Here is a 24575-nt window from a genome sequence, read left to right as displayed (position 1 = left end):
CTGCACTACCATTATGTATGTAACACTACTAATTATAACAGAATTTCGCAAAAGTTTCGAAATACAAGACAAAAAACAGATGGTTTACATGTCTAGATAGCCATCTGCTTTCTATTACTCATTTAACAATACCCAGCGCATATGATCTTCCCATATGCCATTTACCATTAACATCTTTCTAGACACGCCTTCATATTGAAAACCTATCTTCGTCACTACTTGTATAGATGCTAAATTGCGAGGCATAATCGGAGCTTCTATACGATGTAAACGAAATTCCTCAAAAGCAACTTGAATTGCTTTTCTAAGCGCTTCTGTCGTATACCCTTTGTTTAACTCTTTTTTATCTAATTTATAACTGAGTACACAAGATTGATAAATACCACGAACAATTAAATTAAATGAAATACACCCAATTATTTTCGTATCATCACCCTTTTTAAAAATCCATAGTCTGATGATTTTCCCTTCTTCGAACTCTTTTCTATCCTTTTGCAACTTTTTCTTTTGATAATCTAACGTAAAAAAATCATCCGGTCTATACTCTTCCCAAGCTTTTAAAAATTCACGATTTCTGTCGTAATATTGAAGAACTTTTTCAGTATACGACTCATCAATTTCCCGTAAATGTAAGCGATCTGTTTCGTATATTTTCATCATCGTATCTCCATTCTTCAGCTTGCATAACAAAAAATTAACAATCCACCCTTTTACTATATTCTCTACATACAGTTAAATTCCCTGTTATATTTTGCAACCCCTTACCGAATTTTGTCCTCACTCTCCCCTTGTCCATAATTTCATTTCTCGTTACAATGAAATTGTACTGATTTGCAAGGAGGTATAACGATGCATAAAAAAGCTCAAAAAGTTATGGTTTATGTGATGCTAATTTCTATGCTTGTAACAACATTACTTGCTGGCGCGAGTATGTTTTGGTAAAAAGGGCGATGCGTTCGTCCTTTTTTTACTTTTTACACATGACAAAATAAACCATCTCGACATCGAGATGGTTTATTTTATATAAAACACAATTGCTACAATACTAAAGGAAAATGACATTACAAGCGCTATTACAAAACTTGTATATTGTTTCTGCTGAAATGCCCCAATAACAAAAGTGAGATTAAGTAATGCCATACATACAATTGCTATAAGGTAAGAACATATATTAAAAGTTGCCAATATGAATGTAATAACAAATAGAAATCCCATAAAAAACTGCATATACGAAATTTTTGGATTCAAGTACATATGAGCAACCCCTTTATCTATTTTTATCTTTCTATATTTTCATTAACGCACGGTTATGTACACATGTCAAGACAACTTATTATAATAGAAAAAGCCAACTTTTTTTCGCTGGCTTTTTCATATGCAATGGCTCCTTTTTCTTTTGCCAATTGCTGAAATGTTTTTTTTGATTTCACAATCCATACTTTCGTTCCAATGGGAATGCGATCAAATAAATATTCCACATCGTTTTTCTTCATCCTAATACACCCTTGTGAAATATACTTTCCAATTGAACTCGGTTGGTTTGTTCCATGTATTCCATATTTACTTCCATCAGTTCCTCTTGCATTAAATCCAATCCACCTTGATCCCAGTGGATTTTTCGGCGATCCACCTGGAATATCCTTCGCAATGTAATACGGATCCTTCGCTTTCATTACAACATCAAAAGTTCCCTCTGGAGTTAATTCATTCGTTTTCCCTGTCGCTACTGGAAAAACCTTTTGAATCTTTCCATCGTCAATGTAAGCTAATTTATTCGTTGCTTTATTTACAATAATAAAAGGATCTCCGGCACGTGGATTATCACCAAGAGGCCAAATCGGCGATAAAGAAAGACATAATATGATAGAGAGAAGATACGGCATAGATAATTCCTACCTTCTATATAAGTTCTTTTATATTATCCTTTCCCTTAAAGCGACTTTTAATGAGTAAATATTGTTCCATTTCATACACAAGTTGAACCAGTTTCGCACGTATCTCAAATTCTTCGCGTGTGGCTGGCAATGGCATGTCTCTAAATAATCCCCTCATTTCTTGAAGCTGCCTTAAGGAAATAACTCCAGTACTCTCCGGGCTAATAGCATTACCAATGTTTTCAACAACATCTGCAATCATGTCAGCTTGTTCATATGTCCACGATAAAGAAGCTGCTAGCGGTATCATTCGCTCTAAAATTTCGAATTGTTGCATGCGCATATTAAAATAACGATAGTAATAATCATCTTCTCGCATAAATGCATTCTCAAGTTTCTTAAACGATAAATCTCTCGCTTCATTTAACATATTCTCGGTTTCAATGAGTTCTGAGCCGCTCCAACTACTTTCTCTATTTCGTAAATACACAACCATTTCAAACAAAATCGTTTTAAAATTACTCTCTATTTTATCCTGATACTCTTTTAGCTTATTTTCACTACTCGGCATATACATATTTACTAATAACGCCACGCTAATCCCTATCGTTAATATAGCAATTTCATTTCCAACTATAAGCCATGTAATTTGTTTCAATGAATATAGATGCATAACAATAACTGAACTCGTGACAATGCCTTCTTGAATTTTAAGCATTACTGCAGTCGGAATAAATGTAAGTAACAATACGCTAATTGCAAGTGGTGTATAGCCAATCGTTTCAAAAATACAAAACGCGAATACCATTGATAATACACAAGCTAAAAAACGATGTAACGACACTTGAAGCGATTTCCGCTTCGTATTTTGTACACATAATATAACTAAAATACCTGCTGAACTATAAAATTCTAATCCTAATAACTGAGCAATAAAAACTGCCGCGCCTGTCCCTATTGCTGTTTTTACTGTACGATATCCAATTTTAAACATAGCATTCATTGCTCCTATATGTATAAACGTATTTACAGTTAGTATAAAAAAAGGATGACACAATGTCATCCTTTTCTACTTATTATTCACATAACCTTTTCATATTACAATATTTTTTGTAAAAATTGTTGTGCACGTTCACTTTTCGGTGCTGCAAAAAATTCTGTTGGCGCACTATCTTCTACAAGTTTTCCTCCGTCCAAGAAAAGAACACGATCTGCCACTTCTTTTGCAAAGCCCATTTCATGTGTAACGATAGCCATCGTCATTCCTGTCGTAACTAACGATTTCATAACTTCTAACACTTCTTTCACCATCTCTGGATCTAGCGCCGATGTTGGTTCATCAAATAGCATAACTTCCGGTTCCATCGCTAACGCCCTTGCAATTGCTACACGTTGCTTTTGTCCTCCTGAAAGGCGATTTGGATACGTATCTTTTTTATCTAATAATCCAACCTTTTCTAAAAGTTTCTCAGCTTTCTTTTCTGCTTCTTGCTTCGTTACTCCTTTTACATTGATAGGAGCATACGTAATATTTTCTAATACTGTCATATGAGGAAATAAGTGAAAATGCTGAAATACCATACCGACATTTTCACGAACGTGCATAACATTCGTTTTCGGGTTCGTTACTTCTTCTGTTCCAATCCAAATGTGACCATTCGTTGGTGCTTCTAACATATTCATACAGCGTAAAAATGTTGATTTTCCTGATCCAGAAGGCCCTATAATTGCAACTACTTCCCCTTTTTCAATTGTTGTTGTAATTCCTTTTAATACTTCGTTTTTACCAAATGATTTATGAAGGTTTTCAATTTTAATCACTTTTCTTCATTCTCCCTTCAATTGCCTTCCCGACTAATGTAAGAATAATGACTAACATATAATAAATCAGTCCAACAAAAAGTAATGGTTCAAGATATTTAAATGTCTCACCGCCTACAATGTAAGCACGGCGCATTAAATCAGTCGCGCCTATTACTGTTACTACAGCTGATTCTTTCGTGAGTGTCGCAAATTCGTTCACAAGTGCTGGTAATATATTTTTTAATGCTTGAGGGAAAATAATATTTCTCATCATTTTTCCGTACGGTATCCCTAAAGCCATTGCTGCTTCTGTTTGTCCTTTATCAACTGCTTGAATACCAGCACGAATCACTTCTGACATGTATGCACCTGAATTCAAACTAAAAGCTAGTACAGCCGCTAAAAAAGCTGGTATTTCATAACCAATTATTTGTGGGACACCGAAATAAATAATCATTAATTGCAATACAAGTGGTGTACCACGAAAAATTGATGTATAAAAATCTGCTGCTATATTTAATGCTCGTATTCTAGCAATTTTACAAAGTGCTAATAATGTCCCTAAAATAAACCCTGCTAAAGCTGATACTGCTACAATTTTCAAAGTAACTTCTAAGCCTTTTAATATATATGGTATCGAAGGCGTAATCGCCGAAAAATCTAAATTCATACTACTCATTCCCCCCGCAGAAAAGTGAAAGGCAGCTTATTTTTCGCTGCCAAACCATTTCTTCACTAATTTATCCATTTCTCCATTTTCTTGCATTTTTTTAATCACTTTATTAAATTCTGCTGTTTTATCACTGTTTTTCGGAAGGGCAATAGCTGCTCCAACTTCTTCTGGGGCTTCTTTAATTTCAATTCCTTGTAAATCTTTCATTTTCTCTAAATAATTTTTAGCAACTGTGTCTTCTATAATTGCAGCATCAAAACGACCAGCTTTAATTTCTTGTACGATTTCTGGTATACGGTCACGTCCCTCAACTTTGAAATCGACTTGTTTTTTAAATTCTGCTGCTTTCTCCTCTTGAATAGATCCTGTTTGTACCCCTACTTTTTTCCCTTTTAAATCTTCTATTGATTTAATGTTAGAGTCCTTTTTAGAAACAACCATATTTTTAGCAACAAAATAAATATCTGTGAAATCAACATTCTTTTTACGATCTGCAGTTGGCGTCATACCTGCCATTACAAAATCAACTTTTCCTGAGCTAAGAGATGCTAATAAACCACCAAAATCCATATCTTTCACTTTCACTTCATAACCAAGTTCTTTTCCGATATATTTAGCAACATCAACATCAAAGCCGATAATTTCATCACTCTTTGATGCTTCTACATATTCATAAGGTTTATAATCTGCTGAAGTTCCCATTACGAGTACTTTCTTATTTCCTTTTGTTTCTTTCGATTCCCCATTACTACAAGCACTGAATATACTTACAATTAAAATAAGTGCGAACGATATTGATAATAACTTCTTCATCTTTCTTCCCCCTAATAATGTATATTTAAAAGTTTAATAGAATATTTATTCGATGTTTGTATTGTATCAGCACTTTTATTTTTATGCAATATATAAAATAAAAATAAATAAAATAACAATATAAACGCCATTTTCATTGTATAAAATAGTGCATAAAATAACATAACTATGCATATCCCTTAAATTTTAATACTAAATAAAAAAGGCGGTACATCCACTTAGTTGTGGACGTAACGCCTTTTCGCTTATTTATAGTTCTTCACAATTCTCTTCGAAATACGATTGTAGTTTTGCAATAACTTGCATCGGTTCATGACCTTCAATTTCATGACGCTCTACCATCGTTACAATTTTTCCATCTTTTAATAAAGCAAATGATGGAGAAGAAGGTGGATACCCTTCGAAATATTCACGCGCTCTTGCTGTCGCTTCTTTATCTTGACCTGCAAACACCGTTACAAGGTGGTTAGGACGTTTATCATAATGTACGGAATGCGCAGCAGCAGGACGAGCAATACCACCTGCACAACCACATACAGAGTTTACCATTACAAGTGTTGTTCCATTTCTTTTAAACGCTTCTTCTACCGCTTCCGGCGTCGTCAATTCTGTATATCCAGCAGAAACAATCTCTTCACGCGCTTGGCGGACAACATCATTCATAAAAAAGTTAAAATTAATCACTCTTTTCCCTCCTCTAAAACTACCTATTTGTATCTTACCAGTTAATGTTTATGAAATACAAGTAAGTTTACTTGTATTTAGGTATAGAAAAGGTGTTAGAGCTCTTGCTCTAACACCTTTTCTTTAATGACCACGATGTTTTTGCTTTGCTTTTTGTACTTTAATTAAACGCCTTCTTTGTTTTTCAGCTTCTCGCTTCTCTTTAGACTGCACTTTCTTTTCTTGTTTATGCAATTCATAAGATAAACTAATCGCCTCTTGCGCCTTAGTAAAACGTTTAACATTTATTTCTTTTGCTGCTTGTCGTATGATACGTTTTATATTTTTAGGACGCTGTTTTTCATTAACTTCTACACCACATTTTGCAAAGTGCTGAAAATGCTCTAAAAGTGGACCATTCACAAATATAAGCACTTCTTCATCTGACGGTTCCGCTCCAAAAATATACCTCGCTCCACACAATTTCCCTTTTTCTTTATGTGTAATAATTCCTACAAAAAATTGACCGTCGTGATATACTGTCAAATCCATTGACAGCCCCTCCTTTAAACAATTTAGAAATACGGGACATCCCGGAGGGGAAGGTTACTGACATGAAATCATGCGTCTGGACTACCAACCAGAGCTGTGTTTTTGTATTTCTTTCACTATTATTATATCTTTTTTCCCATAATCTTCATATATTCAACAATCATTTTTTTATGCGATCCTACAATATAGTCAGGTAGTTCTGTTACTGAAAAGAATTTAAGTTGAACTGCTTCTTCTTTATTCATAACAAAATCCCCTTCGTATTCATCCGTATAATAAGCGGTCGTTACAGATTGAAATTCATCACCGTTTACTAATTTTGTGAAATAGTTCGCTCCAGAAAATACATTGATCAGTCGTAAGTTCTTTACTTCTATTCCCGTCTCTTCGTATACTTCACGGTAAGCTGTTTCTTCTGGCGATTCACTAAGCTCCATTAACCCGCCAGGTAGCCCCCATTTTCCATACGGCTCTGTCCGCTGCTGCAATAAAACATATCCACTTTCATTTATAACGAGTACAACAGCACCAACTAAAATTAAAGGGCGATGACCAACTATTTTTCGTAATTCTTCTACATATCCCACCGTATCGCCTCCTTTTTCGTTGTCCACACTATTGTATCATATGTACGAAACGACAAAATGCGTATATTTTTCATTTTTTTAACAAAATATTTATTTTATGTGCTTCATCTACTGTAGCTAACATAATGGCCTCAATTTCCGCACTCTTCTCTAAAAACTCTTTTGCCCACCCTTCTGTTTTTCCTATTAAAGCGAGAACGTCCTGCTGAATCCTTCCATCTTTCACTAAAATAAAAGAAACTGGAGACCTTTTCCCCGCCACTTTCAGATCACGCCGAGAAGCTGCTTCATATTCTGGATACTGAAATATAGAAACAACACCACTTGCTTCCCATAATGCTAATTTAACCGTTTGAATATCGCTCACATTTCGCATACGAAGTTCCGAAAATAAATATTCCGCCGTAATTCTCGCCTTTTTCAAATTGCTAAAATCAATGCAACCATTATGTATAAGAATGATAGGTGCTGGCTCTAAAAAGCGTCTCCATCTATCCCATTTCAACATTAAAATAGAGCTTACAATATGAAGTACAACTAGTATAAAAGTTGTAATCATTGAACCAAGTAATCCGACCTTCTCATCAGAAAGTGCATTAGAAATATTCCCACCAAGCAATAATACTAATACAACATCCAAAAAGCGAAGCTGCGCGATAGACCTTTGCCCCATTGCTTTCGCAACTAATATTAAAAATATGTACGCTATTATGGCTCGAACAACCCATTCACCAATAGAAAGATGTCGTGCTCCTTCAAAAATATGCATATGCATCACTTTGCACTCCTTACATCCCAAACTGCTAGTCTGTTTTAGTTTGCAACGTTTATGAGCATATATGTAAAAAAGCTGGTTCGTTTAAAAACGAACCAGCTTCTTTACTTAACTGAAAACATATATTTTTTATACGTTTTCCGTACCGATAGTATGAGCCCCATCATAATCATATTCGAGAATAAGGAACTTCCCCCATACGATAAGAAAGGTAATGCAATACCTTTTACAGGCATTAATCCAACGATCATACCGATGTTTTGGAATATTTGAACCGTTAATATCCCGATCGATCCAGCACATAATAATGTACCAAATAAATTATCAGCTGAATAACCAATAATAATTGTTCGATATAGTAGTAATAGGAACAAGAACACAACTAACGCTGCTACGATAAATCCACCTTCTTCGGCAATTGTAGCGAAAATAAAGTCAGTATGCTTCTCTGGGATATAGACGCTTCCTCCACCGTATCCTTTACCTTCCATACCTCCACTACCTACAGCTAAAATCGATTGCTGTGTTTGATAACCTTGATCTGTATGTTCAAATGGGTCCAACCAACCTAAAATACGTGACTGTTGGTGAGGCTTTAGTAAAGTAACTAACTTATTATAGAAAAAATCTGGATACTTAAAGAAAATAAACATTAACGCAGATACTATCGTCACCGGAATAACTGTACATATTGCTATCAATTTCTTCTGAATACCTGACATAAATAAAATACATGCAATAGCAGCAGCATATAAGAACACCATACCTGTATCCGGCTGACTATATACAACTGCCGTAGGAGGAATAGATACTAGCATAATCTTTCCTACTAATATTAGGTCTGTTTTAAATGTTCGAATCATATGCTGTGCATTATGCTTTACTGCTAAATTTGCTACTAACATAACCAGTGCAATTTTGAAAAACTCCGACGGCTGAATAGATCCAATTAGTGGAAATCTAAACCACCTTTTTGCCCCTAGTATCTCCGGTGTAAAGGTTGAAACCGGTAATATTTTTAGTAGAATAATTGACAAAAACGTTGCAATATACAATGGCCATGATAATTTTTGTAGCTGATCTGAATCAACACTTGCAACAAGAAGTAACATTACAATTCCAATTATGTAGTTAATACCTTGTTTCAAAGCAAAATTCTCAGCCCCATATTGGCCAGTTTGCTGACTGCTATATATAGCAGCTATACTCGTAACACATAATGCTAACAAAATTAAAATTAATTTTACATCTAAACTTTTTAAAAATTCGGTACTTCTTTTCATGACATCCTCCTGAAACATTGTTACAGCAAAATAAAAAACCAGGAGTCAACATTCTTCATGTTTTGACGACTGATTACACATTATCTATAAACACTTATATAGAATAACTCTCTTTTTCATACAATACAATATATTATACTACAGTTTCATCAGTAAGATTTGCCAAAAAAATTATTCTTTTCTTATTTTATATCCATATACCATATATCAGCAATGTATTTTCATAAATTCCTAATACATAATCGTTCATTGTAAGATTACTGGGAAAGGTATTTATACATATAGTAGGATGTAGATGAAGAAATAAGATGATAAAAAGCTCGCATAAGCGAGCTTTTTATTAATATACAGATGTGTTGTTTTCTGACATGTTTTCTAAAATTTCTTTAACACGTCCTAAGAACTTACCACAAATTAAACCATCAAGTACACGGTGATCAAGTGATAAACATAAGTTAACCATGTCACGAGCACCGAACATACCGTTATCCATAATTACTGGGCGTTTTACAATTGATTCAACTTGTAGAATAGCCGCTTGTGGGTAATTAATAATACCCATAGATTGAACAGAACCGAATGATCCTGTGTTATTAATTGTAAATGTTCCACCTTGCATTTCGTCTGCTTTTAACGACTTCGTACGTACTTTTCCTGCAAGTTCTGTAATTTCACGAGCGATACCTTTAATTGTTTTCTCGTCCGCTTGCTTAATTACTGGTACAAATAGTTCTTCCTCTGTTGCAACAGCGATAGAAAGGTTAATATCTTTCTTCTGAACAATTTTATCGCCAGCCCACATTGAATTAATTTGAGGATACTCTTTTAACGCTTGTGCTACTGCTTTTACGAAGAAAGCAAAGAACGTTAAGTTAAAGCCTTCACGCTTCTTAAAGTCCCCTTTAATTGAGTTACGGTATGACACAAGGTTTGTCACATCTACTTCAATCATCATCCAAGCATGTGGTGCTTCGTGTTTACTACGTAACATGTTTGCTGCAATTGCTTTACGCACACCTGTTACTGGAATTTCGATATCGCCAGGCATTGTAGGTACAGAAACTGGTTTCGCAGCTTCTACTTTTTGCGCTACTGGCGCTGCTTTTGGTGCTTCTGGACGAGCTTCTACTACTGCCGCTACAGCTTCCTCTTTTTTCGCACCTACTTGCGGAATATTTCCAGATTCCACTAGCTTTAAAATATCCTTACGAGTGATACGACCATTTGCTCCCGTACCTTCTACTAAATCTAGATCAACGTTATGCTCACCCGCAAGTTTTAAGACAGCTGGTGAAAAACGTGGTTTTCCATCAGTTGGTTGTTTTACTTTCAGTGCTTTTTCAGGCGCAGTTACTGCTGCCTTTGGTTCTTCTTTCGTTTTTTCCTCAACAGCTGTTGCTGCCACTTCATCTGCGCCTTCTACTTGAATAACACAAACTACTTCACCTACAGCTAACGTATCACCTTCACCAGCTATTAACTCTTTCACAATACCAGTGAAAGAAGATGGTACTTCTGCATTTACTTTATCAGTCATTACTTCTGCAAGCGGATCATACTTGTTTACGTGATCGCCAACATTAACGAGCCATTTACTAATTGTGCCCTCTGTAACGCTCTCCCCGAGCTGAGGCATTGTAATATTTTCTACAGCCATGTATAGTCCCCCCGATTAAAATTCCGCAAGTTCACGCATTGCTTTTTCAACTTTATCTGGATTTACCATAAAGAATTTTTCCATTGTTGGTGCGTACGGCATTGCTGGAACGTCTGGACCTGCAAGACGCGCGATTGGCGCATCTAAATCAAACAGACAGTTTTCAGCAATAATTGCTGCCACTTCACTCATAATGCTTCCTTCTTTATTGTCTTCTGTTACAAGAAGAACTTTACCTGTTTTAGAAGCTGCTTCAATAATCGCTTCTTTATCTAATGGATATACAGTACGTAAATCAAGAATGTGTGCAGAGATGCCATCTTGTGCTAGCTTTTCAGCTGCTTGAAGAGCAAAATGAACACATAATCCGTACGTGATAACTGTAATATCATCACCTTCACGTTTTACATCTGCTTTTCCGATTGGTAATACGTAGTCATCCTCCGGCACTTCACCTTTAATTAAGCGATATGCACGTTTATGTTCGAAGAATAATACTGGATCTTCATCACGGATTGCTGCTTTTAATAAGCCTTTTGCATCATATGGTGTAGAAGGGATAACGATTTTTAAACCTGGTTGGTTTGCAAACATCGCTTCTACAGATTGTGAATGATACAATGCACCGTGAACACCCCCACCAAATGGTGCACGAATTGTAACTGGACAAGTCCAATCATTATTAGAACGATAACGAATTTTTGCTGCCTCAGAAACAATTTGGTTTACTGCTGGCATGATGAAATCAGCAAACTGCATTTCAGCGATTGGACGCATACCATACATTGCCGCACCAATTGCTACCCCAGCAATTGCAGATTCTGCAAGCGGTGCATCAAGCGCACGATCTTCACCAAATTGATCATACAAACCGTGTGTCGCTTTAAACACGCCACCTTTTTTACCAACATCTTCTCCTAAAACGAATACTTTCTCATCGCGTTCCATTTCTTCGCGCATTGCTAATGTAATAGCATCAATATAAGACATTACAGCCATGAAACGTTCCCCCCTATTCTGCGTATACGTGCTTCAATGCATCTTCAGGTGCTGCATACGGAGCATTTTCTGCATATTCTGTTGCTTCATTTACGATATGCATAATTTCGTCTAACATTTGTTTTTCAAATTCCTCAGTTAACACACCAGCTTCTTTTAAATAAGCTGCAAATGTTATAATTGAATCTTTTTTCTTTGCTTCTTCTACTTCTTCTTTATCACGATAAACACGATCATCATCGTCACTAGAATGTGCTGTTAAACGATATGATACTGTTTCAATTAAAGTCGGGCCTTCACCACGACGGCCGCGATCTGCTGCTTCTTTTACAGCTTTATATACTGCCAGCGGATCATTTCCGTCTATTGTATATCCAGGCATACCGTAACCAATTGCACGATCTGATACGTTTTTACATGCTAATTGTTTTTCAACCGGAATAGAGATTGCATATTTGTTATTTTCACACATGAAAATAACAGGTAGTTTGTGTACACCAGCAAAGTTTGCCCCTTCGTGGAAGTCACCTTGGTTTGAAGAACCTTCTCCAAATGTAACGAACGTTACTAAATCTTTTTTCTCCATTTTTCCAGCTAGTGCAATACCAACTGCATGTGGTACTTGCGTTGTTACTGGAGATGAACCTGTAACAATACGATTTTTCTTTTGACCGAAGTGACCAGGCATTTGACGACCACCAGAGTTTGGATCTCCAGCTTTCGCGAAAGCAGACAACATAAGCTCTTTAGCTGTCATACCAAACGCTAGTACAACACCCATATCACGGTAGTATGGTAATGCATAATCTTTCTCTCTATCAAGAGCAAACGCCGCTCCAACTTGCGCAGCCTCTTGTCCTTGACAAGAAATTACGAATGGAATTTTACCTGCACGGTTTAATAACCACATACGTTCGTCAATTTTACGTGCAAGTAACATCGTACGGAACATTTCTAATACTTGCTCATCACTTAAGCCAAGCTCTTCATGGCGCTTTTCTTTTACTTCTGCCATTTTTCATAACCTCCTAAATCCACATTTTTATGCGTGTAACGCTCTTCCATCTACAGCAAGTGCTGCTTCACCAATCGCCTCAGATAATGATGGATGCGGATGAATTGTATGTGCTACTTCCCAAGGTGTTGCATCAAGTACTCTTGCAAGACCAGCTTCAGAAATCATATCTGTTACATGTGGTCCAATCATATGAACACCAAGAATGTCATTTATTTCTTCATCAACTACAAGTTTTACAAATCCATCTGATTCTCCGTATACAAGCGCTTTTCCGATTGCGCGGAATGAGAACTTACCTACTTTTAACTTATAGCCTTTTTCTTTCGCTTCTTGTTCTGTTAAACCGACAGAAGCAACTTCTGGACTGCTATATACGCATTTTGATACCATAGAGTAATCAATTGGTGTAACTTCTTTCCCTGCAATATGTTCTACTGCAACAATTCCTTCATGAGAAGCAACGTGAGCAAGTTGTAAACCACCGATTACATCTCCAATTGCGTAAATATGCGATTCTTTCGTTTGATAAAACTCATTTGTTTGAATGTATCCTTTTTCCACAACGATATCTGTGTTCTCTAAGCCAATATTTTGCGTATTCGCTTGTCTTCCTACAGATACAAGCATTTTTTCAGCTTTAAATTCTTTATTCTCACCGTTATGTTCAGCTTGGATTGTTACTCCATTATCTTTTACCAATGTTTCTGGTAATACTTTTGCACCAGTTACCACTTTAATACCTTTTTTCTTGAATAGACGTTGCATTTCTTTTGAAACGTCCTGATCTTCTAGTGGTAATATCGTTTTCGCATACTCTAATACTGTAACTTCTACACCGAAGTCAGCAAGCATAGATGCCCACTCAATACCGATTACACCGCCACCAACGATGATAATCGAACTAGGAAGCGTTTCCATTTTTAGGGCATGATCTGAAGACATTACATATTCTCCGTCTAACTCTAAACCTGGTAATGAATTTGGACGAGAACCTGTTGCAACAAGTACATTTTTTGGAATTAACATTTCATTCTCTTCTCCACTTGCAAGTTCAACTGAAATTGTCCCTGGCATCGGAGAGAAAATAGACGGGCCAAGAATACGGCCAATACCTTCAAACACATCAATTTTACCTTGTTTCATTAAATGCTGAACGCCTTTATGAAGCTGTGTTACAATCTTCTCTTTACGCTCTTGCACTTTCGCAAAGTTTAGTTCTACATTGCTTGCAATAACTCCGAACTCTTCGCTTTTTTTAGCAGTTGCATATACTTCCGCACTACGTAAAAGAGCTTTACTAGGAATACATCCTTTGTGTAAACAAGTACCACCAAGATTTTCTTTTTCAACTAGTGCAGTTTTTAACCCTAGTTGTGATGCACGAATTGCAGCAACATATCCACCAGTACCGCCGCCAACGATGACTAAATCATATTCTTTTGCCATTATCTCAACCCCTAGCTACCGTTTCTTTTTCACGTACAACGTATTCTTTTGGAGCTTCTTCTTCACGTAATACACGAAGTGCTCCTTCTGCTAACGCTTCTAACTCATCTTCTCCTGGATGTACGATAACATCTGCAATCCAGTCCACTCGCTCTTTTATTTCATCGACAAGAATTTTACTGTACGCAAGTCCACCAGTTAATACGATTGCATCGATTTTCCCGTGAAGCACAGCGCTAGCTCCGCCAATCTCTTTCGCAACTTGATACGCCATTGCTTTATAAATAAGAGTTGCTTCAGGATCACCTTTTTCAACCATTTGCTCTACTTTAATCGCATCATTTGTACCGATTAAACTTACAAGTCCACCTTGTCCGACAAGTTTTTTAATCATTTCATCTCGGTAATACTCACCAGAGAAACACATTTCTACTAGTTGTCCTACTGGTACTGTACCAGCGCGCTCTGGACTAAATGGTCCTTCTCCGTTTAAACCGTTATTCACATCGATTACTCTTCCTTTTTTATGAGCACCAACTGTAATACCACCGCCCATATGTGTAACTAATAAATTTAAATCCTCGTATTTGTGATTTAACTGTTCAGCTACTTTACGAGCAACTGCTTTTTGATTTAATGCATGGAAGATACTTTTGCGCTCCATACCAGCAATACCACTTATACGAGCAACCGGGTCCAGCTCATCTACAACGACAGGATCCACAATGAATGCAGGAATGTTTAATCCAGAAGCAATTTCATATGCTAAAATGCCTCCAAGGTTTGAAGCGTGATGACCGCTAAACCCATTTTTTAAATCTTCTAACATCGCATTGTTTACTGTATACGTACCGCCTTCGATTGGACGAAGTAATCCACCACGCCCACAAACAGCGTTTAATTTTGAAATGTTAATACCATGAGAATGTAGAACTTCTAAAATCGTTTCTTTTCGAAACTCATATTGGTCGATAATTCGCTTATATTTCCCAATCTGTTCTACATCATGACGAATAGTTTCTTCTAGAACGGGTCTTTCATTATCAAAAACACCAATTTTTGTGGATGTACTACCTGGGTTAATAACAAGAATTCGATTTACAGACAATGTTGCTACCTCCACTAATAAATTCAAAAGGAAGTGGGAACCTCATAAGAGGTAACCACACCTTTTGTAAAAGTTATATATGAATGATTAGCGACGGCTAATAATATCGTGACCGTTGCGTAAGTATGTGCTACGAGAATTTTTCAAGCTTGCAATGCGCTCTTCAGCTAGACGATCTGCTGCTACATAAGTTGCTATGCCATCGCGTTTTGAAATTTCGATTACTTTTGCAATTGTGTCATAGATTGACTCAACACGTTTTAGTGCACGTTCTCTATTGTATCCATATAATTCGTCTGCTACGTTAATTACGCCACCTGCATTGATTACATAGTCTGGTGCGTATACAATACCCATCTCATGAATGATGTCACCGTGACGATCTTCTTTTAATTGGTTATTTGCAGAACCTGCGATTACTTTTGCTTTAAGTTGTGGAATAGTTTCATCATTAACTGTTGCGCCTAATGCACATGGTGCGTAAATATCGCATTCAACACCGTAAATTTCATTTGGTTCAACTGCTGTTGCACCGAATTCTTCTACTGCACGTTGTACAGCTTCTTTATTAATATCTGTAACGATTAATTTTGCTCCTTCAGCGTGTAAATGTTTGCATAGGTGATATGCTACGTTACCAACACCTTGAACAGCAATTACTTTTCCTTCTAAATTGTCAGTACCGAAAGCTTCTTGTGCAGCTGCTTTCATACCACGGTAAACACCGTATGCAGTTACTGGAGATGGGTTACCAGAAGAACCGAATGATGGTGAGATACCTGTTACAAAGTCAGTTTCTTCGTGGATAATATCCATATCATCTACTGTTGTACCAACATCTTCAGCTGTAATATAACGACCATTTAATCCTTGAATGTAGCGTCCTAATGCACGGAACATCGCTTCGCTCTTATCTTTACGTGGATCACCGATAATTACTGTTTTCGCACCACCTAAGTTTAAACCAGCTGCTGCGTTTTTGTATGTCATCCCTTTTGCAAGACGCAATGCATCTTCAATCGCCGCTTCTTCAGAATCATATGTCCACATTCTTGTTCCACCAAGAGCTGGTCCAAGTGTTGTATCATGAATTGCAATGATTGCTTTTAAACCAGATTCTTTATCTTGACAAAATACTACTTGCTCATAATCATATTTTTCTAAGTATTCGAAGATTTCTAATGTCATTGTCGTTTCCCCCTAATGTTTTACCCTTTTTGGTTTATTTTGAAGCAGTCGCAACTGCCAATGCTAATGAATATACTTTTGTTTCTGCTGAATCAGCACGAGATGTTAAAACAATCGGTGCTTTTGCGCCAGCAATCATTGCTCCTACTTTTGCATCCGCAAAGTATACGAGTGATTTATATAGCACATTTCCAGCTTCAATCGTTGGGACGAGTAAAATGTCTGCCTTACCTGCTACATCACTTACTATGCCTTTATGCTCTGCTGCAATTTGTGATACTGCATTATCTAAAGCAAGTGGTCCATCAACGATACAATCTTTAATTTGTCCGCGGCGATTCATTTGTGTTAACATCGCTGCATCAATTGTCGCCTGCATCGCTGGATTCACAACTTCTACTGCTGCGATTGGTGCCACTTTAGGCAACTCGATTCCTATTGCCCGGGCAACTTCTACAGTATTTTGTATAATAGCAGCTTTTTGTGTTACGTCAGGTGCGATGTTCATCGCTGCATCTGTAACGAAAATAAGACGATCGTAATTCGGAACTTCAAATGCCGCTACATGTGACAGTACGCTACCTTTACGTAGGCCCCACTCTTTGTTTAACACAGCCTTCAAAATATTCGCTGTTGGGATGTTACCCTTCATAAGCACGTCTGCTTCACCATTTCTCACAGATTTAACAGAAAGTTCTGCAGCCTCTGCACTAGACATTACTGCAATCACTTCAACATGTTCTGAAGTTTGTAAACCATGTTCTTGTAGCATCCCCATTATTTTTTCTTGATTTCCATATAGACGAAATTGAGCTAGCTGTAATTTAATTGCTTTCGCTACAGCTTCAATTACTTCATGATCTTCAGCTACTGCCACAGCCACAGTTTTTTTAGACTGTCCTGCTGCTTGATCAATTAAGTATTTTAACTTCATATTTTGTAATCAACCCTTTCCGTCGTCCCTCGTCTCTTTATAAAGCAAATACCGTGCCAACTTTTAAAATTGGTCTTACCAATTATGAAAACGCATTCAAAATGCAGTAAAATCAATACTTTGGAAAATAACAAAAAATTCTGTCTTATTTTGTCACTTTTTGTATACCATGCAATAAATTGCACGGTACGCAATTTATTGCATGCTATTTTTTGCATGGTCATACTTTTCTAGCTTGTAATATAAATTTCGAACGGAAATTCCTAACGCTTTTGCCGTTTGTGTTTTATTCCCGTCAAATCTCTCCAAGTATTCATGAATAATATTCCCTTCAAACTCTGTCACTAAATGTTCCAGTGGCTTTTCTTCTAATTCAGGTAATAAGTGATTTTGTTTCAAGTCCGTCTGCTCTTCATTATGTAGTGGCGGTAAATGTTGTACATCAATATATATCTCGTTATAATTCATAAAAATAATCGCTCGCCCTAAAATATTTTCAAGTTCTCTCACATTTCCTGGCCATTCATATGATTGTAAATATAAAATAGCTGAATCAGTGAGCCCTTCTACATTACGACCATAATCTTGATTAATTTTTTGAATCAATCTGTCCGCAATTGTCGGTATATCTCCTTTACGTTGACGAAGAGACGGAATTTGAATTGGGATTTTATTTAATCGATAATATAAATCCTCCCTAAACTTCCCTTCTAAAATAGCCTTTTCTAAATTCACATGTGTCGCTGCAATTACTCGAACATTAATAGGTATTGCTTTCGTTCCACCAACTTTTACAATTTCTTTTTCCTGCAATACCCGAAGAAGTTTCGCTTGTGTATTTGCAGATAACTCCCCTATTTCATCTAAAAAGATACTACCGTTATTCGCTTCCTCAAAGAACCCACGTTTCCCGCCTCTTTTCGCTCCAGAAAACGCCCCTTCCTCATAACCGAATAATTCACTTTCTAACAACGTCTCCGAAATGGCCGCACAGTTTACACGGACGAACTTATTATATTTTCGATTACTTCCATTATGGATTGCATGTGCAAACAATTCTTTACCAGTCCCAGATTCCCCGCGTAACAGTACTGTTGCTGGCGTATTCGCTCCTAGCTTCGCCTGTTCGATAGCTGCCGTTGTTTCATCTGAATTTCCGACAATATCATCAAATGAATATTTCGCTTCTAATGTACGAATAATTTGCCTTGCTCTATTCAATTCATTTGTTAACTTTTGAATTTCCGACACGTCACGGATGACACCGACGCTCCCTTTCAATATTCCATCCACAATAACTGGTGCTACGTTTACAATTACATCACGCTTTTTTTGTCCAATCTTCATATGTATTCCGCGTACCGCACGACGCGTTCGAAGTACTTTCATATGCATACTTTCGCCTTCTACAATATCAGTTGTAGCTGGCTTTCCAATAATATCTTCTTCTGTTAAACCCGTTAATTTCGTATATGCCGGGTTAATAACTAAACCTCTTCCTTTTTCATCCACGACCGAAATCGCTTCTTCAGATGAGTTAATAATTGCCTCAAGTAGCGTTTGTATTTCTTTTAAGTCTGTAACTTCTTCCGCTAAATCTACAACTTCTGTTATATCTTTAAAAATCGCAAATGCCCCTTGTACCTCTCCGCCTTCTTTTAATATTGGAATACGCGTTGTAATAATTTTCTTTCCATTCTCTAATGTCAGTTCATAATTTACTTCTATTTGTTTCGTACGTATAATGCGAAGTAATTTACTAGTTGGAATAACTTCTAAAATATATTTTCCTATCGCCTCTTCTTTTTTATATCCGATAATACGCTCTGCACTTTTATTAAAAAGACGAACTTGTCCCTCTCGATCAATTACGATCATGCCGTCATGCGTGGAATTTAAAATCAATTCTCCTTGTTGCGTTTGTTCCTCTAACCGTCCAATTAACCCTTCCTTCTCATGCGCTAATCCTGTAACAATTTTTGCGATATCACCTGGTATAAGAAGAGTGTCTTTATTCTTTTTCTTCAATAAAACTTTATGTAAATCATCTTCACCTGTCATATCAAATATTACATCGATATACATAGAAAGAAATGGAGTTATACTTTCTCCAATTGCAATCCCATATTCCTTAGCAATTTGTAATCCTTGTGCCAATGGATTTATATCAATAATTCCTATAATTTGAAATATATTCGAACTTTGTAACAGATTCAGCAATGCGCTCCCGCCTTCACCTGCACCAACGATTAATACTTTTTGTTTCATATATTACACTTCCTCTCGAAGTAGCTCTGCAAATTTTTTCACACCCTTATCTTACTCGTTCAGCAACCTCTTGACAAACCCCCTTTCCGTATAACATCATTGGAATATACTAAATAATCTGAAAAGGAGCGTTATGTATGCAGCGTTACATTGCTCTACTATTAGCACTCATCCCTATTTCATTAGCTGTGTTTGGTATAAAGTTAATGAGAGATACTGTATTCGGGATTCTATTTCCACCAATCTCTATACTGTGGTTACAATTTTTAATCGGCGCTCTCTGCTTCGCGCTCGGGTTTTATATCTTTGGTGGCTTCGTCTTACACCGAGATCGCAAACGAAATAAAGTACAAGCTCGCTTTAGAAGATAAAAAATTCTTCACTATTTATAAAGTGGGATTTTAATTAGCCCTCACCAATCGGGATTTTACGGACAGTACAATCCCCACCTAACTTCTTTGCTTTCACTGAATTTTGAGGTGAGGGTCTTACTGCCCACAAATAGCGAGATAAATAAAAAATGAGACCGTTTCTCTCGGTCTCATTTTTTTATCGACAATAAAGTTCTTGCTGTTTCAGGATAATCAGTAATAATCGCCGATATATTCATATCAAAATATTTACGCATAAGCGTTTCTTCATTAATTGTATAAGGACGAACCTCTACACCACTCTCCATCGTTAGTTCGGCAATAGCATCTTGAAGGTAACGATAATTCGGATGTACTGCTGTAGCCCCCATTTTTTTCGCGTATGCCCACGGACTATGCAAACCTTCGCGATATAAAATTGCTGTTTGAATATCAGGAGCCATCATATGGCACCGTTTCATACTGTAGTGATTAAACGAAGAAAATATAACACGATCCTCTAGACTAAATTTCCTTACAAGCGTTATAACTTCTTCCTCTAAACCTCTGTATGGAATTTTATTATTTTTCAGTTCAATATTAAGTAGCAAACTCGTTTGTTCAAGCCATTCTAATACCTCTTCTAAAAGTGGTATTTTACAAAAACCTACTTTATCACCGAATTTATAACTTGCATCTAACTTACATAAGTCCTCATATACATAATTCCGAACCGCACCTTTTCCATTTGTTGTCCGGTCCACTGTTTCATCATGAATAACGACAACTTTTCCATCTTTCGTCAATTGAACATCAAGTTCAATTCCATCCGCTCTAAAAGACTCCGCCGCTTCAAATGAAATCATTGTATTTTCTGGGTACGTTCCAGCCGCACCACGATGTGCAAATATAAGAGTCATCCTCACTCCCCCAATCTTATGCTATACTATACGAAAAAGGAGGTACTTCTATGAGACCATTACAAATTTCTCCAGATACTGCAGTCCGCTTATCAAAAGCATTAGGTGTTCCACTCGAACAGCTCATGCATATGCCGCAACACATTTTAATTCAAAAGCTAGTTGAATTAGAAAAACAAAATAAAGACGAAGAGTAATACAGTCCTGTTTTGCAGGGCTTTTTATTATTTTCTATTATATCACGGATGACTTCTCTGCTAAAATCCTTTAACAGATGTGCTACGATGCGATTTAGCCATTCCTTCATCACTTAATAATAAGTTACATATTTTCTTTTTTGTTACAAGTCATAAAGAAGGCAGACTATTTATTTATAAGTCCCCATTGCGTCCTTAAAACAAGATACTACAAAACTAGAAGCCCTTTATATTATTTTTTATTGCACGTGCGGAGCATCCCCTGATTCGTATAGTTCTTTCGCTTTTTCTTCCCCGAATGTAGTTAAAATATAATGTTGCTCTTCTAACGCATCCATTGCTCTAGTTGCTTTACAAACGTTATCTTCTTGAGCATCCGAGAAATAATTGTGATCTTCTACAATTTTACTAAAATCTTTTTGTGCCCATCTATTAGCAATTGCTAATAGCTCATTTTTCTTCGCAAAGCTACTCTTATTTATGATTTCTTTTAATTTTTTAGCATTATTTTGAATCATCGGGATAGAGCCCGATTTTCCTTCTGCCACTACTTTTTGATGAGTCATGAGATGCATCGCTGTAATGACTTCGCTTTCAGTAGAATTTTTAGTAACATACACATCAACAAAGACCCCATCTACCTCTCTACCTACTATTGTTTGGTCTTCTTTTTTATCTATTTGAGCGCTCACTTCTTTATCTACTGGATTATCGGCAAGTTCTAACATTCCAAATGTAACTGCAACAGCAAGAACTCCCATAGCTGCTACTATTCCTAGCCAAGTTGAAATTTTATTTTTCATTCCCCTTCTCCCTATCTATATCTATTTAATTGCCTTATAAAAAACTCACTTATATGTAATATTACTAAAAATAGGTTTTATTTTCCATGATATCAAATAATCTCTTTTTCTCAACAAAATAAAAAAACCAACGAATTATAACATTCATTGGTCTTTCATTAAAAAGTTTATTGGTTTTAAAATTAATATCGAGCATAGAGTTTCAGCGTGCATCAGTTTTACAAAAACGAAAACCCATTGCTACTTCTACTCTCAACTAGCTTTATGTTCAAGTCTTAGCTTATCCGCAACCATTGCGATAAACTCAGAGTTCGTAGGCTTTGCTTTTGACATGGATACTGTATAACCGAATAAGGACGAAATAGAATCAATATTCCCACGGCTCCAAGCTACTTCAATCGCGTGACGAATTGCGCGCTCAACACGGCTTGCTGTTGTATTATATTTCTTTGCGATATCCGGATACAATACTTTCGTAATCGATCCTAACAATTCGATATCGTTATATACCATGGAGATTGCTTCTCGTAAATACATATATCCTTTAATATGAGCGGGTACACCAATTTCATGAATGATACTCGTAATACTCGCATCTAAGTTTTTCGGTTTTCCATCTACTGTTGTTGCTGATCGGAATGATGGTAGTGGACGTTTAATCATAGCGTTTGCTTTACCACTCACTTGACGAATATGACTCGTTAAATTCTCCATATCAAATGGTTTTAATATGAAATATGAAGCACCTAAGTCAACTGCTTTTTTCGTCACATCTTCTTGCCCGAATGCTGTCAACATAATGACGCTAGGCTGTTTTAACCTTTCAATATGTCGCATTTTTTCCAATACAGCTAAACCATCTAAATGTGGCATAATAATGTCTAAAACGAGTACATCAGGTTGCTTATCTTGTAATAAGTTTAAACACTCTTGACCATTATAAGCAGTACCAATTACTTCCATATCATCTTGAGCAGCTACATAGCTCTCTAACATTGATACTAGTTCTTTATTATCATCCACAAGACATACTTTAATTTTCTCCACAGCTTTTCCTCCCTTACCGAATCGATTCTCCGACATGTGTATCCTTCTAGGCTACATGAATTGTTCGACAATTGTGTGAAAATTCCCTTTTAAAGTTTCTTACTTTCCGATAAAATCACAAAAAAATATGTTTATCGTTCATTTATTCCCTTTCGCAACACATTCCATCATAGAAATACAACGAAACATTCAACCCTTTTCTTTTATTTTACAACAAAAAACACCTCTTGCGGAGCTTTTACAAAATTTCAACGAATTTTTCAACAGAAAAAGCGAGCTAATATATATTAGCTCGCTTTTTTCTCTTGATCATAAATATTAATTCCAGCTTGATGTAACATCCATTCAATATGAACACCATATCCTGATGTTGGATCATTTACAAATACATGTGTAACAGCACCAATTACCTTTCCATTTTGTACAATTGGACTTCCACTCATTCCTTGTACGATACCGCCTGTTTTCGCTAATAGACGCTTATCTGTTACTTTTATTACCATACCCTTTGTGGCTGGGAATTTTTGCTGCACTGTACTAACAACTTCAATATCAAATGCTTCTACTTTATCTTGATCAATAACTGTTAATATTTTTGCCGGTCCTTCTTTTACTTGATGAGATAATGCAATAGGCATTGCTTTATCCATTATACCGTTTTTCATATTCGTATTTAATTTTCCAAAAATACCATATGGACTATTAATTGTAATATTGCCAATCACTTCACGATCTGGTGAGAATCTTGCTAATTTCTCTCCTGGATTCCCATGACTCCCTCTTTCAATTGATGTAACTGTCGAGCGCATAATTTGTCCATCTTCGACTTGAATCGGCTTTTTTGTATCATTATCAGAAATAACATGACCAAGTGCCCCATATTTCATAGAATCCGGATGAACAAATGTCATCGTTCCAATTCCAGCTGCCGAATCACGGATATACAAACCGATTCGATAAGACGATTCACCGTTGTCTTTTTGTGGCGTTAGCTTCGTGCGAATATATTTTCCATCTCTTAACAAAACAAGATTAAGCGGTTCACCTGTTTCTCCACTATTATGAATAAACGGTGCTACATCACTCATTCTTTCAATTGTTTTACCATTAATTTCAGTAATCATATCTCCAATTTGCACACCTGCTGTTTCACCAGGAGATATTTTACCTTTTTCAGTTTGAATTAAATGATGGCCTACAACAAGTACACCTTTTGTATTTAATTTCACACCAATTGATTGTCCACCTGGAATCACTTTAAAATCTTTTAACACTTTCACATTTACTTTTTTCACTGGAAAACCAGCAAGCTGAAATACCATATCAGCTTCACCATTTTGATGAGAATTTACCATAAGTCCTTGTTTTTGTTCATTCGAACTCACTGTAAATACATGACGATTTGTGGATGAAGCTTTGAAAACTGGTAATGATGATATTTCTGATTGTTGCCCTTCAAAAACAACAAGTTGTTTCGGTGATGAAATAAACGTTCGAAGCGGTTTAAAACATCCAATAAAAACTAAAGAAACAAGGAGACAAAGACCTATTATTTTTCGAAATTTTTCTAATTTCAACTTGTTCACTCTCCTCGCTCCTACCCCACATTCAGCCTCT

26 protein-coding genes and 1 pseudogene are annotated in these 24575 nt (G+C 36.4%); 3 read left to right on the top strand and 24 right to left on the bottom strand.

Annotated features, from left to right (window positions below; genetic code table 11):
* Nucleotides 1–114 precede the first annotated feature (114 nt).
* A complete protein-coding gene (locus tag COK05_RS19635; RefSeq protein ID WP_141539171.1) occupies nucleotides 115–660 on the bottom strand; it encodes a GNAT family N-acetyltransferase in 546 nt (181 codons plus the stop codon).
* Nucleotides 661–849: 189 nt separating this feature from the next.
* On the opposite strand from COK05_RS19635, the gene prli42 reads away from it, so the two are divergent.
* Entirely contained in the window at nucleotides 850–942 is a 93-nt protein-coding gene (gene prli42 / locus COK05_RS31400; RefSeq protein WP_000549040.1) for a stressosome-associated protein Prli42, read from the top strand.
* Between the two features lie 72 nt (nucleotides 943–1014).
* Here the strand turns inward: prli42 and COK05_RS19625 are convergent, their stop codons facing one another.
* The 19 genes and pseudogenes from COK05_RS19625 to COK05_RS19525 all read right to left on the bottom strand — a co-directional run bounded on the left by COK05_RS19625 (nucleotide 1015) and on the right by COK05_RS19525 (nucleotide 19641).
* Entirely contained in the window at nucleotides 1015–1254 is a 240-nt protein-coding gene (locus COK05_RS19625) for a DUF3894 domain-containing protein (protein ID WP_098613919.1), read from the bottom strand.
* 66 nt (nucleotides 1255–1320) lie between these two features.
* Nucleotides 1321–1883 (bottom strand): annotated as a pseudogene (locus tag COK05_RS19620) (L,D-transpeptidase).
* Nucleotides 1884–1899: 16 nt separating this feature from the next.
* Entirely contained in the window at nucleotides 1900–2868 is a 969-nt protein-coding gene (locus COK05_RS19615) for an aromatic acid exporter family protein (protein ID WP_098613918.1), read from the bottom strand.
* A gap of 104 nt (nucleotides 2869–2972) precedes the next feature.
* Nucleotides 2973–3695: an amino acid ABC transporter ATP-binding protein gene (locus COK05_RS19610; protein ID WP_098613917.1), complete on the bottom strand. Its 723-nt coding sequence runs from the start codon at nucleotides 3693–3695 to the stop codon at nucleotides 2973–2975.
* Entirely contained in the window at nucleotides 3688–4347 is a 660-nt protein-coding gene (locus COK05_RS19605) for an amino acid ABC transporter permease (protein WP_001046915.1), read from the bottom strand. The genes COK05_RS19610 and COK05_RS19605 overlap by 8 nt, the downstream gene beginning before the upstream one ends.
* Nucleotides 4348–4383: 36 nt before the next feature.
* Nucleotides 4384–5163 (bottom strand): transporter substrate-binding domain-containing protein, encoded by a 780-nt coding sequence (locus COK05_RS19600; protein WP_098613916.1) that lies wholly within the window; start codon nucleotides 5161–5163, stop codon nucleotides 4384–4386.
* A gap of 249 nt (nucleotides 5164–5412) precedes the next feature.
* Nucleotides 5413–5826, bottom strand: coding sequence for a BrxA/BrxB family bacilliredoxin (locus tag COK05_RS19595; RefSeq protein WP_001979317.1), 414 nt, complete (start codon nucleotides 5824–5826; stop codon nucleotides 5413–5415).
* Between the two features lie 144 nt (nucleotides 5827–5970).
* Nucleotides 5971–6378: a YjdF family protein gene (locus COK05_RS19590; protein WP_098613915.1), complete on the bottom strand. Its 408-nt coding sequence runs from the start codon at nucleotides 6376–6378 to the stop codon at nucleotides 5971–5973.
* Between the two features lie 122 nt (nucleotides 6379–6500).
* Nucleotides 6501–6965 carry an NUDIX hydrolase gene (locus tag COK05_RS19585; protein ID WP_098613914.1) on the bottom strand — a complete coding sequence of 155 codons (465 nt, stop codon included), beginning with the start codon at nucleotides 6963–6965 and terminating at the stop codon, nucleotides 6501–6503.
* A 70-nt stretch (nucleotides 6966–7035) separates the two neighbouring features.
* Complete coding sequence (locus COK05_RS19580) at nucleotides 7036–7740, bottom strand: DUF421 domain-containing protein (protein WP_098613913.1); 705 nt, start codon at nucleotides 7738–7740, stop codon at nucleotides 7036–7038.
* A gap of 104 nt (nucleotides 7741–7844) precedes the next feature.
* On the bottom strand, nucleotides 7845–9023 hold the full coding sequence (locus COK05_RS19575; protein WP_098613912.1) for an FtsW/RodA/SpoVE family cell cycle protein: 1179 nt from the start codon (nucleotides 9021–9023) through the stop codon (nucleotides 7845–7847).
* 340 nt (nucleotides 9024–9363) lie between these two features.
* Complete coding sequence (locus COK05_RS19565; RefSeq protein WP_098613911.1) at nucleotides 9364–10680, bottom strand: dihydrolipoamide acetyltransferase family protein; 1317 nt, start codon at nucleotides 10678–10680, stop codon at nucleotides 9364–9366.
* Nucleotides 10681–10695: 15 nt separating this feature from the next.
* Nucleotides 10696–11679, bottom strand: a complete 984-nt coding sequence (gene bfmBAB / locus COK05_RS19560; RefSeq protein WP_000290071.1) for a 3-methyl-2-oxobutanoate dehydrogenase subunit beta — start codon at nucleotides 11677–11679, stop codon at nucleotides 10696–10698.
* Nucleotides 11680–11692: 13 nt separating this feature from the next.
* Entirely contained in the window at nucleotides 11693–12694 is a 1002-nt protein-coding gene (gene bfmBAA / locus COK05_RS19555; protein ID WP_000852549.1) for a 3-methyl-2-oxobutanoate dehydrogenase subunit alpha, read from the bottom strand.
* A gap of 27 nt (nucleotides 12695–12721) precedes the next feature.
* The gene (gene lpdA, locus COK05_RS19550) at nucleotides 12722–14143 is read right to left on the bottom strand and encodes a dihydrolipoyl dehydrogenase (protein WP_098613910.1); all 1422 of its coding nucleotides are present in this window, start codon (nucleotides 14141–14143) and stop codon (nucleotides 12722–12724) included.
* 4 nt (nucleotides 14144–14147) lie between these two features.
* Nucleotides 14148–15251, bottom strand: coding sequence for a butyrate kinase (gene buk / locus COK05_RS19545; RefSeq protein ID WP_098613909.1), 1104 nt, complete (start codon nucleotides 15249–15251; stop codon nucleotides 14148–14150).
* 87 nt (nucleotides 15252–15338) lie between these two features.
* Nucleotides 15339–16439, bottom strand: a complete 1101-nt coding sequence (locus COK05_RS19540; protein ID WP_098613908.1) for a leucine dehydrogenase — start codon at nucleotides 16437–16439, stop codon at nucleotides 15339–15341.
* 34 nt (nucleotides 16440–16473) lie between these two features.
* Nucleotides 16474–17373 carry a phosphate butyryltransferase gene (gene yqiS, locus COK05_RS19535; RefSeq protein WP_098613907.1) on the bottom strand — a complete coding sequence of 300 codons (900 nt, stop codon included), beginning with the start codon at nucleotides 17371–17373 and terminating at the stop codon, nucleotides 16474–16476.
* Nucleotides 17374–17568: 195 nt separating this feature from the next.
* Entirely contained in the window at nucleotides 17569–19641 is a 2073-nt protein-coding gene (locus COK05_RS19525) for a sigma-54 interaction domain-containing protein (protein WP_098613905.1), read from the bottom strand.
* Between the two features lie 137 nt (nucleotides 19642–19778).
* Between COK05_RS19525 and COK05_RS19520 the strand changes: the two genes are divergently transcribed.
* Nucleotides 19779–20012, top strand: coding sequence for a DUF2627 domain-containing protein (locus COK05_RS19520; protein ID WP_098613904.1), 234 nt, complete (start codon nucleotides 19779–19781; stop codon nucleotides 20010–20012).
* Between the two features lie 170 nt (nucleotides 20013–20182).
* On the opposite strand, the gene COK05_RS19515 is transcribed toward COK05_RS19520, so the two are convergent.
* A complete protein-coding gene (locus tag COK05_RS19515) occupies nucleotides 20183–20911 on the bottom strand; it encodes a glycerophosphodiester phosphodiesterase (RefSeq protein ID WP_098613903.1) in 729 nt (242 codons plus the stop codon).
* A 50-nt stretch (nucleotides 20912–20961) separates the two neighbouring features.
* Between COK05_RS19515 and COK05_RS19510 the strand changes: the two genes are divergently transcribed.
* The gene (locus tag COK05_RS19510) at nucleotides 20962–21108 is read left to right on the top strand and encodes a YycC family protein (RefSeq protein ID WP_001247671.1); all 147 of its coding nucleotides are present in this window, start codon (nucleotides 20962–20964) and stop codon (nucleotides 21106–21108) included.
* A gap of 239 nt (nucleotides 21109–21347) precedes the next feature.
* Here the strand turns inward: COK05_RS19510 and COK05_RS19505 are convergent, their stop codons facing one another.
* The 3 genes from COK05_RS19505 to spoIVB form a co-directional block, all read right to left on the bottom strand.
* Nucleotides 21348–21911, bottom strand: a complete 564-nt coding sequence (locus COK05_RS19505; RefSeq protein WP_098613902.1) for a PRK06770 family protein — start codon at nucleotides 21909–21911, stop codon at nucleotides 21348–21350.
* A 252-nt stretch (nucleotides 21912–22163) separates the two neighbouring features.
* Nucleotides 22164–22958 carry a sporulation transcription factor Spo0A gene (gene spo0A / locus COK05_RS19500; protein ID WP_141539169.1) on the bottom strand — a complete coding sequence of 265 codons (795 nt, stop codon included), beginning with the start codon at nucleotides 22956–22958 and terminating at the stop codon, nucleotides 22164–22166.
* A 287-nt stretch (nucleotides 22959–23245) separates the two neighbouring features.
* Nucleotides 23246–24544 carry a SpoIVB peptidase gene (spoIVB, locus tag COK05_RS19490; RefSeq protein ID WP_002000940.1) on the bottom strand — a complete coding sequence of 433 codons (1299 nt, stop codon included), beginning with the start codon at nucleotides 24542–24544 and terminating at the stop codon, nucleotides 23246–23248.
* Nucleotides 24545–24575: the final 31 nt, after the last annotated feature.

It is taken from the genome of Bacillus cereus (assembly GCF_002567495.1).
GTDB lineage: Bacteria > Bacillota > Bacilli > Bacillales > Bacillaceae_G > Bacillus_A > Bacillus_A cereus_AQ.
The sequence above is the reverse complement of the archived record's forward strand: the minus strand, read 5'-3'. Positions and strand labels throughout refer to the sequence as shown.

Bases quoted from the DNA above. Each gene is read 5' to 3' on its own strand.
- COK05_RS19635 (WP_141539171.1), bottom strand. From the start codon at position 660: ATGATGAAAATATACGAAACAGATCGCTTACATTTACGGGAAATTGAT.
- prli42 (WP_000549040.1), top strand. From the start codon at position 850: ATGCATAAAAAAGCTCAAAAAGTTATGGTTTATGTGATGCTAATTTCT.
- COK05_RS19625 (WP_098613919.1), bottom strand. From the start codon at position 1,254: ATGTACTTGAATCCAAAAATTTCGTATATGCAGTTTTTTATGGGATTT.
- COK05_RS19615 (WP_098613918.1), bottom strand. From the start codon at position 2,868: ATGTTTAAAATTGGATATCGTACAGTAAAAACAGCAATAGGGACAGGC.
- COK05_RS19605 (WP_001046915.1), bottom strand. From the start codon at position 4,347: ATGAATTTAGATTTTTCGGCGATTACGCCTTCGATACCATATATATTA.
- COK05_RS19600 (WP_098613916.1), bottom strand. From the start codon at position 5,163: ATGAAGAAGTTATTATCAATATCGTTCGCACTTATTTTAATTGTAAGT.
- COK05_RS19595 (WP_001979317.1), bottom strand. From the start codon at position 5,826: ATGAATGATGTTGTCCGCCAAGCGCGTGAAGAGATTGTTTCTGCTGGA.
- COK05_RS19590 (WP_098613915.1), bottom strand. From the start codon at position 6,378: ATGGATTTGACAGTATATCACGACGGTCAATTTTTTGTAGGAATTATT.
- COK05_RS19580 (WP_098613913.1), bottom strand. From the start codon at position 7,740: ATGCATATGCATATTTTTGAAGGAGCACGACATCTTTCTATTGGTGAA.
- COK05_RS19575 (WP_098613912.1), bottom strand. From the start codon at position 9,023: ATGAAAAGAAGTACCGAATTTTTAAAAAGTTTAGATGTAAAATTAATT.
- COK05_RS19565 (WP_098613911.1), bottom strand. From the start codon at position 10,680: ATGGCTGTAGAAAATATTACAATGCCTCAGCTCGGGGAGAGCGTTACA.
- bfmBAB (WP_000290071.1), bottom strand. From the start codon at position 11,679: ATGGCTGTAATGTCTTATATTGATGCTATTACATTAGCAATGCGCGAA.
- bfmBAA (WP_000852549.1), bottom strand. From the start codon at position 12,694: ATGGCAGAAGTAAAAGAAAAGCGCCATGAAGAGCTTGGCTTAAGTGAT.
- lpdA (WP_098613910.1), bottom strand. From the start codon at position 14,143: ATGGCAAAAGAATATGATTTAGTCATCGTTGGCGGCGGTACTGGTGGA.
- COK05_RS19540 (WP_098613908.1), bottom strand. From the start codon at position 16,439: ATGACATTAGAAATCTTCGAATACTTAGAAAAATATGATTATGAGCAA.
- yqiS (WP_098613907.1), bottom strand. From the start codon at position 17,373: ATGAAGTTAAAATACTTAATTGATCAAGCAGCAGGACAGTCTAAAAAA.
- COK05_RS19525 (WP_098613905.1), bottom strand. From the start codon at position 19,641: ATGAAACAAAAAGTATTAATCGTTGGTGCAGGTGAAGGCGGGAGCGCA.
- COK05_RS19520 (WP_098613904.1), top strand. From the start codon at position 19,779: ATGCAGCGTTACATTGCTCTACTATTAGCACTCATCCCTATTTCATTA.
- COK05_RS19515 (WP_098613903.1), bottom strand. From the start codon at position 20,911: ATGACTCTTATATTTGCACATCGTGGTGCGGCTGGAACGTACCCAGAA.
- COK05_RS19510 (WP_001247671.1), top strand. From the start codon at position 20,962: ATGAGACCATTACAAATTTCTCCAGATACTGCAGTCCGCTTATCAAAA.
- COK05_RS19505 (WP_098613902.1), bottom strand. From the start codon at position 21,911: ATGAAAAATAAAATTTCAACTTGGCTAGGAATAGTAGCAGCTATGGGA.